At 35.3% G+C, this 13,609-nt stretch carries 8 protein-coding genes; 6 read left to right on the top strand and 2 right to left on the bottom strand.

What is annotated here, in order from left to right; genetic code table 11:
• The first annotated feature begins 43 nt into the window (after window positions 1-43).
• Genes HX049_RS01020 through pbpC form a run of 3 tightly spaced genes read left to right on the top strand, consistent with a single transcriptional unit; the run spans window position 44 to window position 8,474 of the window.
• Window positions 44-487, top strand: coding sequence for a nucleoside deaminase (locus HX049_RS01020; RefSeq protein ID WP_286413457.1), 444 nt, complete (start codon window positions 44-46; stop codon window positions 485-487).
• Between the two features lie 17 nt (window positions 488-504).
• Window positions 505-6,036 (top strand): alpha-2-macroglobulin family protein, encoded by a 5,532-nt coding sequence (locus HX049_RS01015; protein WP_286413456.1) that lies wholly within the window; start codon window positions 505-507, stop codon window positions 6,034-6,036.
• A 59-nt stretch (window positions 6,037-6,095) separates the two neighbouring features.
• Window positions 6,096-8,474, top strand: coding sequence for a penicillin-binding protein 1C (pbpC, locus tag HX049_RS01010; RefSeq protein WP_286413455.1), 2,379 nt, complete (start codon window positions 6,096-6,098; stop codon window positions 8,472-8,474).
• A 555-nt stretch (window positions 8,475-9,029) separates the two neighbouring features.
• Here the strand turns inward: pbpC and HX049_RS01005 are convergent.
• Both HX049_RS01005 and HX049_RS01000 read right to left on the bottom strand, forming a co-directional pair.
• Window positions 9,030-10,586 carry a ribonuclease E/G gene (locus HX049_RS01005; protein ID WP_286413454.1) on the bottom strand — a complete coding sequence of 519 codons (1,557 nt, stop codon included), beginning with the start codon at window positions 10,584-10,586 and terminating at the stop codon, window positions 9,030-9,032.
• A 288-nt stretch (window positions 10,587-10,874) separates the two neighbouring features.
• Window positions 10,875-11,171 carry an HU family DNA-binding protein gene (locus HX049_RS01000; protein WP_006257401.1) on the bottom strand — a complete coding sequence of 99 codons (297 nt, stop codon included), beginning with the start codon at window positions 11,169-11,171 and terminating at the stop codon, window positions 10,875-10,877.
• A 117-nt stretch (window positions 11,172-11,288) separates the two neighbouring features.
• Here HX049_RS01000 and mutY point away from each other — a divergent pair, with 117 nt between their 5' ends.
• Genes mutY through gldD form a run of 3 tightly spaced genes read left to right on the top strand, consistent with a single transcriptional unit; the run spans window position 11,289 to window position 13,426 of the window.
• A complete protein-coding gene (gene mutY / locus HX049_RS00995) occupies window positions 11,289-12,359 on the top strand; it encodes an A/G-specific adenine glycosylase (protein WP_286413453.1) in 1,071 nt (356 codons plus the stop codon).
• A gap of 4 nt (window positions 12,360-12,363) precedes the next feature.
• Window positions 12,364-12,807, top strand: coding sequence for a single-stranded DNA-binding protein (locus tag HX049_RS00990; RefSeq protein WP_286413452.1), 444 nt, complete (start codon window positions 12,364-12,366; stop codon window positions 12,805-12,807).
• Between the two features lie 28 nt (window positions 12,808-12,835).
• On the top strand, window positions 12,836-13,426 hold the full coding sequence (gene gldD, locus HX049_RS00985; protein WP_286413451.1) for a gliding motility lipoprotein GldD: 591 nt from the start codon (window positions 12,836-12,838) through the stop codon (window positions 13,424-13,426).
• Window positions 13,427-13,609 lie beyond the last annotated feature (183 nt).

Here is a 13,609-nt window from a genome sequence, read left to right as displayed (position 1 = left end):
TTTGTTTTTACTTTTGACTTTGCATTTATGTTAACACAAAAGAATGGATACATTTTTCACAGATGAATATTTTATGCGTATTGCTCTAAATGAAGCAAAAGAAGCATATGACAAAGGAGAGATTCCCGTAGGGGCAATTGTAGTAGCTAACAACCAAATTATAGCGAAAAGTCATAATTTGACAGAACTACTACACGATGTAACTGCCCATGCAGAAATACAAGCAATCTCTTCTGCTGCCAATTACTTAAATGCTAAATATTTGAAAAACTGTACTTTATTCGTAACTTTAGAACCCTGTCAGATGTGTGCAGGAGCTCTTTATTGGAGTCAAATAACCAAAGTTGTTTATGGTGCATCAGATGAAAAAAGAGGATATAAAGCCATAGGAGGACAACTCCACCCAAAGACCGAGGTAGTCTATGGTGTTCTTGAACAAGAATGTACGGCTTTAATGAAATCGTTTTTTGAAAATAAAAGAAAATAAAAAAATTGCTTATAACTATGAAATTCAGAAATCTACTTATCCTCATCTGTTGTGCTTTTATAGCGCTCCAGTCTTGTAAAAAGAATGGGGATTTAAATGTCAATTTATCCAATCCTAAGCTTTTTAGTGAATATATACTTGCTTTTACGGCAGGTGTGATCTCCACTAAAGATCCTATCGATATCAGTATTCCTAAAAACTGGAAAAACTGGACTCCTAATGAAGAGTTGGACAGCGACCTATTTACAATCACTCCAGCTGTAAAAGGAAAAGTTGTATACTTACCTACAGATGTAATCCGTTTTATCCCATCTGAACGATTAAAACAAGATCAGAGATATAATATTACTTTTCATTTAGACAAAGTTACAGAGACAGAAGATGCCCTAAAGAACTTCTCGTTTATGGTAATGACTGTACCTCAGACATTCCATACACAGTTATTAGACCTTCAGAGTGTATCTGATAAAGAGTATGTTCTTAATGGTGTACTGACTACAAGTGACTGGTTAACTACTGCTGATGCAAAAAAAGTACTAACTGCAGTACAAGAAAAAAAGAACTTAGATCTAAAATTTGATAGTGATGATAAAACAGAAGCTAAAGAATTTAAGTTCACAATCAATAAGATTAAGAGAAATCCTTCAGAATCATCAATTGATATCGTTATCAATGGTAAACCTGTAAATAATGCTGCTAAAAGTACTGAAGTACACACCGTACCTCAACAGAATTACTTTGATCACTTTAAGGTTGAACCTGTAGCTGATGACGCACAGGCTTTTTGGATTAACTTTTCGAACCCTCTTAAGAAAAATCAAGACTTTAATGGTTTAATAGACTTAGAGAATAGCGATGCTAAACTTACCTTCTCTACAGATGGGAATGTATTAAAAGTATTTGCAGACAAACCGTTACAAGACAAAATAAACATTAGAATAAGCTCAGGTATCGAAGATAACAAAGGAAATAAAACCCTTACTACAGAAGTAGTGGAGTTAAACTTTGGTACCCCTAAACCTGATGTACAACTAATCAACAGTGGTACAATACTACCTAGCTCAGAAAACTTAAAAATAAACTTTAGAGCTACCACACTAAAAGCTGTAGATGTAAAAGTTTTCAAAATATACGAAAACAATATTCTTCAATTCTTACAAGAAAATAATATAGATGGGAAATACAGCCTTAATAGAGTAGCTGACCCTATCGCAAAAACTACAATTAAACTGACGAATGCGAATCCTAAAGCATTAATGCAGTACAATACTTATGCTTTAGACTTATCTACTCTTATTAGTCCTGATCCAGGAGCGATATACAGAGTGGAGTTCTCATTTGACCGCTCATACTCGCTATATGGATGTGCTGATAGTCAAGACAGCGAGACTACAGATGAGGATATAGAAGAAGATACAGATGAGGAACTAAATCAAGACGACGAGTATTATGATGATGATTACTACTATTACTATGACTGGAGTGAGAAAGATGACCCTTGTTCAAAATCTTACTATTACTATCACGAAAAAGCAGCAACTAATGTATTAGCTACTGACTTAGGTGTAATTATTAAAGGTGGTAATAATAACATCTATACAACTATTGTTACAAATCTAATTACAACAGATCCTGTTGCAGCAGCTACAGTAGAATTCTATACGTATAGACAACAATTAATTACTTCTGCGAAGACAGACACTAACGGTATACTTACTGTTAATTTAGAGAAAAAGAAACCTGCCTTTGCTATTATAAAAGATGATAGAAATACAACTTATGTAAAGATAGATGAGGCAAACTCTCTATCTATGAGTAACTATGATGTAGATGGTACTACACTACAAAAAGGTATCAATGGATATATCTATACCGAAAGAGGCGTATGGAGACCAGGAGATAACATTTACCTAGATTTCATTCTTGATGATCTAGCTAATCCTCTACCTTCTAATCACCCTGTCAAATTAACTTTCTCTGATCCTTATGGCAAAGTAGTGGACCAAATAGTACAGAAAAAGAATGCTAATAATCACTACGCTTATGTTTTAAAAACAAACCCTGAATCTCTTACTGGGAATTGGCAGGCAGTTGTAAGTGTAGGAGGAGCTAAATTCTACAAACAGATTAAAATTGAAACGATAAAACCTAATCGTTTAAAAATTAAAAATACAATCGAAGGCAAAACTGTTTATAGTAATAGCAATAGCAACAGCGCTAAAATAGATTATAACGTACAATGGCTACAAGGAAGTGTTGCTAAAAGCTTAAAAGCAGAAGTAACCCTAAAGTTACTTCCACAAATAACAACCTTCTCTAACTATAAAGCATACTCTTTTAACAACAGCTTGAACTCTTATGGGGCGCAAGAGATAAATGCTTTCTCAGGATCAACTGATTTTGAAGGAGACTTTTCATTTTCTGTTAATCTAAATAATATACCTGAAAACACAGGAATGCTAAAAGCTATCTTTACTTCTAAGGTATATGAAAATGGAGGTGATGTATCTACTGATGTATCTACAGCTACTATCTCTCCATACAATACCTATGTAGGGATAAAAGCACCAGACGCTAATAAATACGGTTATTATCAAACAGACGAACCTCTTAAATTCTCTTTTGTTACTGTGAATGCTCAAGGGGCTCCTAAGTCTCATGATATCAACGTAACTGTTTATAGAAAAAAAGGATATTGGTGGTGGAGTTCTAATAACAACGGAGCTTCTAGTTACAGTAGTTCAGACTACTATTCGGTGTATAAAGACGCTGTACATTACACTACATCTTCTAATGGTACAGCTACTATGTCTCTGACTATTCCAGAACAAGACTGGGGTACTTATGAGATTGTAGCGCGTGACAAATATGGTAAACATATTGCTTCGTCAGTGGTATATGTAGATTACCCATATTGGTCTGGTAAAACCAAACACTCACAAGGAAAAGAAGCTACAGTACTAGCTCTTGCTACAGATAAAAAAGATTATAATACAGGAGAGAAGATAAAGTTATCTTTCCCTTCTAGTGAAGGTGGTAGAGCATTAATCTCTATAGAGAATGGATCTACTGTATTAGAGACACATTGGGTGAAAACTCAAAAAGGAGAAACTACATTCGAAATCGCTACTACAGAAGCGATGTCTCCTAATGTATATATCAATGTATCTGCTATACAACCTCATGCCTCTACTCTAAACAATTCGCCTATACGTATGTATGGAGTAGCTCCTATCAATGTATACAATAAAAAGACTAAGCTAGAGCCTGTTCTAACTATGCCTGACAAACTAAAACCTGAGCAAGAATTCACTGTTCAAGTAAAAGAAAAAGCAGGTCAAAAAATGACTTATACTATAGCGATAGTAGAGGACGGTCTACTAGACTTAACACGTTTTAAGACTCCTAATCCATGGGATAACTTCTATAGCAAAACTGCCTTAGGTGTGCGCACTTGGGACATTTATGACAATGTTATTGGAGCATATGGTGGGGCTATTAATCAAGTATTCAGCATAGGGGGAGATGAAGACCTTGGAGCTGGTCAAGTGAAGAAAGCAAATAGATTTAAACCTGTCGTTATCCACTTAGGACCATTCGTTCTTGATGGAGGTAAAACAGGAACTCATAAAGTAAAACTTCCTAAATACATAGGTTCAGTTCGTACAATGGTAGTGGCTTCTAACGTAACTAATAAAGCTTACGGAAGTGTAGAGAAAACTGTCAAAGTAAACAACCCTCTTATGATATTAGGTTCTCTTCCTAGAAGAGCTGTACCAGGAGAGAAAGTAACACTCCCTATCACAGTATTCGCTATGGAAAATCATGTGAAAAATGTTACTGTAAAAGTAAAAACAGATGACAAGTTTAAGATTCAGAATAATGCTACACAGGAAATAACATTCAGTGAACCTGACGAAAAAGTAGTGTACTGTGACCTAGAAGTACAACAAAAAACAGGTATTTCTAAGATAGAAATAGAAGCTATATCAGGAAAAGAGAGAGCTACTTATGTAGTAGAGTTAGATGTTCTAAACCCTAATCCTATCACTGTCAAGACAGAGGATATAGTACTAGAACCTAACAGTACAAATAAAATCGAATGGGAGAAGTTTGGAGTGACAGGTAGTAATAAAGCTACTCTAGAATTATCTACTTTCCCAGGAATAAATCTAACGTCTAGATTAAACTTCTTGATTAAATATCCTCATGGATGTAGTGAGCAGGTGACTTCTGGAGTATTCCCTCAGATCTTCTTAGAAGACTTGGTTTATGTAAGTAAGAGCAAAAAAGAAAGTCTACAACGCAATATCAATGAAGGGTTAAAGACATTAGCTCAACGTCAGATGGCAGATGGTAGTTTTAGATACTGGAGCAGTGATTCTTATGCAGATGACTGGACTACTTCATACATCTTACATTTCTTAATCGAAGCTGAGAAGAGAGGATATGCATTACCTATTGGAAGTAAAGCTAATGCAATCGCTTATCAACAAAAAGCAGTAAGATCATGGTCATACAACAGTCGTTATCACAATGATATTGCACAGGCTTATAGACTATACACACTAGCACTAGCTGGCAATGCTGATTTAGCTTCTATGAATAGGCTAAGAGAGACTACAGGCATCTCTGCTGATACGAAGTTACGTCTTGCAGCAGCCTATGCTTTAGCTGGTCAAAAAGAAGCTGCTAATAAACTAATCGCAAGCTCACCTATTATAGAGAATAATCAATCTCAGTATTACTATTATGGTTCTTATGAGAGAAGATTAGCCATGGCATTAGAAACACTTATTTTGACTAAATCGAATAACAAGTTAATGCATGAATACGCTAATACATTGGCAAAAAGATTAGGTTCTAACACTTGGATGAGTACACAGAGTACAGCATTCGGACTAAACGTGATCTCCGCTTATGTAAAAAACAATAAATCAAAAGAAGGTATCAATGTAGACTTCACCAATAACGGAACGACTACAAATGCTACGACAAAAAACAATATGTATGAGTATGACTTTAAAACGATATCTTCTACTAATGAAGTTAGCTTAGTCAATAAGAATACTTCTACTGTCTATGCTCGTGTGGCTTATAGTGGTATCCTTCCGGTGGGAAAAGAATTAACAGACGAAAGTAATATCAGTATTCGCACCTCATTTAGAGATGCAAGTCAACAAGTGATTAACCCAACTCAATTGAGTCAAGGTACAGAGTTTTCAGCATATATTACGATCACAAATACTTCTGTAAACAGCATTGATAATGTAGCACTAACACAGATTGTTCCTTCTGGATGGGAGATAGTAAATCTGAGATACACAGATGCTGGTGGAGTAAGTAATCCTGTACAACATACAGATATCAGAGATGACCGTTCTAACTTCTACTTTAGTCTTAATCCAAGAGAGACGAAGACCTTAAGAGTAGTGTTAAATGCATCCTACTTAGGTAAATATTATATGCCAGGAGTCTATGCAGAAGCGATGTATGACAATACATACAGATGTCGTACAGCAGGACAATGGATAGAAGTAGTAAAATAATATATTGACAATCATTAAATAAATACAGGGAAACAAAATTCCCTGTATTTTTATTTTATATGAAACTGAAAACTAACTTTAACTGGAAAACATGGTCTTTAAAGAGAAAAGTGACGACTATCATCACTTTTATTCTCTTAGTTCTCTATTACTTTTCACTGCCTAGCGAATTGTTTACCAAACCCTATTCTACTGTAATAGAAAGTAGTGATAATAAGCTTCTCGGTGCACAGATAGCAACAGATGGACAATGGCGTTTTCCTGAAGTAGACTCTGTACCCCATAAATTCAAGGAGTGCATTATTGCCTTCGAAGACGAATATTTTTACTATCACTGGGGAGTTAACCCAGTTTCAATGATAAAAGCCTTTAGAGCTAATCTTAAATCTGACAAGGTAGTCAGAGGAGGAAGTACACTTACACAGCAGACTATTCGCTTATCTAGAGATGGTAAGAAAAGAAGCTATTCTGAAAAACTTATTGAAGCCATACAAGCTACTCGTCTAGAGTTTAAGTATAGCAAAGATAGAATATTAAGTCTATACGCCTCTCATGCTCCTTTTGGTGGTAATGTGGTAGGTATAGAAGTAGCGGCTTGGCGTTATTTTGGGACAACACCAGAACAGTTATCTTGGGCTGAGAGTGCTACATTAGCAGTACTACCTAACGCTCCAAGTCTTATATATCCAGGTAAGAATCAAGAAACATTACTTAAAAAAAGAAATGCCTTACTTAAAAAGCTACTAGACAAAGGTGCTTTTGATGAAAGTACCTATCTACTAGCATTAGAAGAGCCTCTTCCACAGAAGCCTCATGAGTTACCACAGATAGCACCTCACCTATTACAGTATGTAGCTAAGACTAATAGCCAAGAGAGAAATCATACCACGATAGACTATAATATTCAACAACGTGTCAATGATATCGTGAAGGGGTATTATTTTAATTATAGTCAAACCGAAATCTATAATATGGCTGTTATCATCATAGATGTAGAAACACGTGATATCATCAGCTATGTAGGAAATACCCCTACTACTGTACAGCATAAAAAAGATGTAGATATCATCCATGCACAGCGCAGTACAGCGAGTATCATTAAACCCTTCTTGTACGCGAGTATGCTAGATGATGCTGAGCTACTGCCAAAAACATTAGCTGCAGACATACCAGTAGTGATATCGGGTTATAAACCAGAGAACTTTAATAGCTCTTATGAAGGAGCAGTACCAGCAGACGAAGCCTTATTTAGATCACTAAATATTCCTTTTGTATTAATGCTTCAGAAATACGGTATCTACAGATTCTATAATCAATTGCAAAACTTAGGCTTCAAGTCCATTTCTAAACACCCTAATCACTATGGTCTATCCCTAATATTAGGAGGAGCTGAGAGCAACTTATGGGAAATTACTAAGGCATACACAGGACTAGCTTCTACCCTTAACTATTATAATAAATCCAAAGGTCAATATAGAAATAACGAGATACAAGACTTAAATTGGAACAAAGAAGTTAACCTTGACTTTGGACAGGATAGCAAAGAGAAAACTCATCTTGGCGCAGGAGCTATTTACAGCACTTTTAAAGCACTTACACAAGTCAATCGACCAGAAGGAGACGAAGCATGGAGATACTACGACTCTTCTCTTAAGATAGCCTGGAAGACAGGTACAAGCTTTGGAGGTAGAGATGCATGGGCTGTCGGTGTTAATAAAAAATACGTAGTAGGTATATGGGTAGGGAATGCCTCAGGAGAAGGACGTCCATCCATAAGTGGAGTGCGTATGGCTGGTCCTATACTATTTGATGTATTTAATTTGTTGCCACGTGCGAGTTGGTTTGAACAACCACTGAATGATATGGAAGAGATAGAAGTATGTACACAATCTGGCTACCTCGCTAATCCATATTGTGACAAGAGAACAGAGCTAGTACCCTATCGTGCTAAAAAGACAGAACTATGCCCTTATCACAAACTTGTTCACTTAGATCAGTCGATGAGCTTTCAAGTCAATAGTATGTGCGAACCCATTGATAATATCATTAATCAGCCTTGGTTCATCTTACCTCCTACTATGGCACACTTCTATAAGCGTCATCACAGTGATTATAAGGATCTTCCTCCTTATAGACCAGACTGTATAGATTATAACGCACAGAATACGACAGAGTTTATCTATCCTAAGCACAATGATCTAATCTATCTGACGAAAGACTTTTATTCTAATATACAGCCTTTTATAGCTAAAGCAGCCACTAGCAACCCTGCCAAAACACTGTACTGGTACCTAGATGAAGAGTATTTAGGTGAGACCTCCTTATTTCATGAACAGGCTATAAAGGCCGATCCAGGCACACACTACCTAACCATAGTAGATGCTGATGGAAATACAAAAACCATTCAAATCACATTAGCACTCAGCAGTCCTAAATAAAACAGAGGAGCTATAACAGCTCCTCTATTCCTCAATTGCACTCAAAAACAACTTCTCCTCTTCTTCTTTTACTTATCTTCTTGATTCAATTATTTCAGCCAATACATATCTAATTACCACATTCCATATCATTTATTGAAAATGAGCACTCATTTCCAAACAAGATTATACAATCAACTATCCTATCAAAAAACTAATTATAATACTCAAGGCTGACATACAAAACAATGCTCTCTTACACTTGCTAAATTACTTTTTTGAGTATTGAATAAATTATAAAAAGCAAATAATAAGATAGAAAACACCACAAATAAACCACTAAGGATAAATATAATAGCCCTAAAGTTATCCTATCGCTATACACATTCCCAAAGTTCATTATTTAAAAAAATAATACCCTAAGAGTATAACACCGTGCTAAAAAAGACAAAGACTCGCTTTATGTAGTTTTAAATCAACTTTTTAAGAAAGGATTATTTGATTATTAAAAGGTAAGAATGCTATCAAAAGGTAAGAAACAAAAAAACCACTAATCTCTGACTAGTGGTTTTTTTGTTATTCTGAAAGTTCATTTCCTTTATCATCTAAGAAATGGTATTCTAGATACGTGTAAGCGTCACGTGGAATTACTTTAACCCATTTTTTAAACTCTAAGTACCACTTAGCTCTAATAGATGGAATTCCTTTAGTCAAATAAGCAGCCACAAATGGGTGCGTATTTAAGATAATTTTTTTCGATTTATCTTTCGAAATAATATTTTCTAGGTCAGCCTTTATTTTGTCAATAACAAGAATAGGAGCTTCGATTTCACCATGTTCATTAGGATCTTCTTCTCTCGTTTCAATATTAACTTCAGGTCTAACACGTTGTCTAGTGATTTGAATTAATCCAAATTTACTAGGAGGCAAGATCTTATGCTTTGCTTTATCATCACTCATTTCTTCTTTTAAGAAATCGTATAGTGTCTTTCTATTCTCTGGATTCCCCATGTCAATAAAATCTACTACGATAATCCCTCCCATATCTCTTAATCTAAGCTGTCTAGCTATCTCAGCAGCAGCGATAAGATTAACTTCAAGGGCAGTATCTTCTTGAGACTGAGCTTTGTTTGAGCGGTTTCCACTGTTTACATCTATGACGTGCAACGCCTCAGTATGCTCTATGATTAAATAAGCTCCCTTACTCATAGAAACTGTTCTACCAAAAGAAGTCTTAATCTGACGTTCGATATTATATTTTTCGAAAATCGGAACTTCTAATGATTGATAGTGCTTCACAATAGAAACTTTCGAAGGAGCTATCTCTTGCAAATAGTCTTTCGTTTGGTAATACATATCTTCATCATCAGTCATGATACCCGTGAAAGTATCATTAAACACATCTCTAAGAATAGACGACGCTTTATTAACCTCTCCTAATACTTTAGAAGGATGATGAGCTACGCTTAATTTTTTGCACATATTGTTCCAGCGAGTCATTAGGTTCTGTAGATCTTTTTCGATCTCTGCCACCTTCATTCCCTCTGCTACCGTACGTACTATTACTCCAAACCCCTTTGGTTTGATTGTTTGAAGAAGTTTCTTTAAACGCTCTTTTTCTTCTTTAGATTCTATCTTTTGAGAAATAGAGATTCTATTAGAGAAAGGAACTAAGACTACATAACGTCCTGCTATAGAAAGTTCAGAACTAATACGAGGTCCTTTAGTAGAAATTGGTTCTTTAACAATCTGAACTAATAAAGACTGATTAGCACTTAATACATCACTAACCACGCCATCTTTATCAATTTCTTCCTCAAAAGGAAAGTTTTTTAAGGAGTAATCTTTTAATTTACCTCCGCTTACAAGTTTAGTGAACTTCAGCAAAGTTCGAAGATTAGGACCTAGATCGTGATAATGCAAGAAAGCATCCTTCTCAAATCCTACGTGAACGAATGCAGCATTAAGTCCTGCTACAGGTTTTCTAATCTTAGCGATAAAAATATCACCCACTTGAAAACCATCATCCTCACTCTCTTCTCTCTCTCTGTGTAGTTCAATTAGTTTTCCATCTTTTAATAAGGCAAAATCTACTGTATCAGAATTCGACCTAATAATTAGCTCTTTATTCACACTGTACATTTTTATCCATACTCATCCATTACGATGTCTAATAGACCAAATGAGTTTGTATAGATGGATTAAACATTAATACAGATATTTCTATCTGGAAAACTTACCTTTTGCAAGGCAAGTTTTTTCAGTATCTTTTTTCTACTAAAAGAAAAAAGTAGTTTTAAACTACTTTTTCTTTTTGTGACGGTTAGCTCTCGCTCTTTTTTTACGTTTGTGCGTCGCTACCTTATGTCTTTTTCTTTTTTTACCACTTGGCATAATGTGTGTAATTTAGAGATTAATAAATTATTTTACTTTTACTTCTGTGTTTGACTTTACGCCTTCTACAAACACCTTAGCTGGTTTGAATGCTGGGATATTGTGTGCAGGGATTCTGATAGTCGTGTTTTTAGAGATGTTTCTTCCTGTTTTCTCAGCTCTAGTTTTAATAATAAAACTACCGAAACCTCTTAAATAAACATTTTCACCAGCTTCTAAAGATCCTTTTACTTCTTCCATAAAAGATTCTACTGTTGCCTGTACTTCACCTTTCTCAAGCCCTAATTTTTCTGAAATTTTAGCTACAATGTCTGCTTTCGTCATTTTAGATATAAATTATTTTGTTGTTGTCTGATATTTTTAGAGTGTGCAAATATATTAATTTATATCCCAATAATTCAACCTTAATTGATTAAAATTTAAATATATAAAGTTTTAAGTTTGCGTTCAATACTTTTTACAATGATTTTTTCTAATAAACTCATTACTTGGTACTTAGAAAACAAACGCTTTTTACCTTGGAGAGAAACTAAAAACCCTTACGCCATTTGGTTATCAGAAATAATACTGCAACAAACGCGAGTAGCGCAAGGATTGCCTTATTTTGAAGCCTTTTTAACCAGCTATCCTACTGTAAAAGATTTAGCTGATGCACCCGAAGATGATGTAATGCGCTTATGGCAAGGACTGGGGTATTACAGCAGAGCTAGGAACCTTCATGCAACAGCAAAAAAAGTAGCCTATGAGCTAAATGGAGTGTTTCCGACCAACTATAAAGAACTACTTACACTAAAAGGAGTAGGAGAATATACTGCAGCTGCCATAGCATCTATCGCTTATGATGAAGTAGTACCTGTAGTAGACGGCAATGTATTTAGAGTATTATCACGTGTATATGGTATCACCTCTGATATCTCTACCAATACTACTAAAAAAGAATTTCAAGCACTAGCGGCTACTCTTATTCCTCAGCATGACCCTGCAACCTTTAATCAAGCGATAATGGACTTCGGCGCTATACAATGCACTCCGAAGAGTCCAGACTGTCCATCATGCCCTTTTATTAAAGAGTGTGTAGCCTATCAGACTAATCAGGTGGCTGTACTGCCTATCAAACTAAGTAAGATAAAGGTAAAAAAACGTTATTTAGACTTTATCATTCTTATAGATAAAGATGGCAATACCCATATAGAACAACGTACTGCTAAGGACATCTGGCAACAGCTATACCAATTTCCAGTATTTGACAGCTTCACTCATCACGTAGAAGACATAAACTCTGCACTGAGAGAGCGATATGACACCTTATATATAAAGGAGATAAAAGAACTAACGACGGACATTATCACACACCAGCTATCACATCAGAAGTTACACATCAAGTTCTGGTGTGTACAGATAGAAGCAACACCCTCTGTACAAACACGTTGGAAGGATTTAAATAAATTTGGTTTTCCGATTGTAATTCATAACTTTATTACATCCTTAGATTTAAAAACACTAATATCCTAACATTATGAACGGCACCCTTAACAAAGTTACATTAATAGGCCACCTAGGTGATAATGTCAAGATGCATTACTTCGAAAATGGTAATTGTATAGGTCGTTTTCCGATTGCTACTAACGAAGTCTATGTCAATAAAACCTCTGGAGAAAAATACACTTCTACAGAATGGCATAATCTAGTAGTCAAAAACAAAGCTGCTGAAGTATGTGAGAAATATCTATCTAAAGGAGATCGCATCTATGTAGAAGGAAGAATACGCACTCGCCAATGGCAAGGGGAAGACGGTGTGAACAGACAGACAGTAGAGATAATGGTAACAGAGTTCATGTTCTTAGATACCAAAAAAGAAAATGACTACAGACAAAAAACATCTTTTGAAGATGAAAAAAAAGAGGCTGTAGATAATTTTAATATCCCTAAAGAGACTAATAATGACAATTTGCCGTTTTAAGTAGGTTACCTTAATCGAAATAAGAAAGATGAAATTACAATATATAAGCACTTTACTATTATCTGTAGTCTTCTTCGCTGCTTGCAAAGAGGATACTACTCCTAAGCCAAATGCTTTCTTAGCTCTAGACTATCCAAATCAGGAATACAAGACTTATCAAAACGAAAATGGTTTTGAGTTTAGTCAGAATCAATGGTCTACGATTAAAGAGACTAAAAAGAACTCACTAGAGATACATTACCCACAGATGAAGGCTACCATCTTTATCAACTATAAACCTATAGAAAACAACTTAAATCTGCTGCTAAAAGACGCTCAGAAGCTTACTTATGAGCACTTCGTAAAGGCAGACGAAATTATAGAACAACCTTATATCAACTCTGATGACAGGGTATATGGAATGCTCTATGATGTACAAGGAAATGCTGCTACGAATGTACAATTCTACGCTACAGACAGTGTAAGAAACTTTATAGTAGCCTCTCTATACTTCTATGCTAAACCAAATTATGACTCTATCTTACCCGCTACAGAATATGTAAAGAAAGATATGAGAACACTACTGGAGACGCTTAAATGGACTGGTAAACAGGAAGCAAATAAACCTGCTATTAAATAGAATACATCTCGATTTTTATATTCCGATGGAGCTAATCTTTATAGATTAGTTCCATTTTGCTTTTATAGGATTCTTCTTCGTTATGACAATTGAGTACCTACATCACAGGTACATCACTACTCCGTTAAAACACTTAAAATAACGGAGTCGGTACAGACTCATAACGGACTCACAACGGACTTA

It is taken from the genome of Myroides odoratimimus, from assembly GCF_030326305.1.
Lineage (GTDB): Bacteria > Bacteroidota > Bacteroidia > Flavobacteriales > Flavobacteriaceae > Flavobacterium > Flavobacterium odoratimimum_A.
Note: the sequence above shows the minus strand (reverse complement) of the source record. Positions and strands in the feature narration are given on the sequence as shown.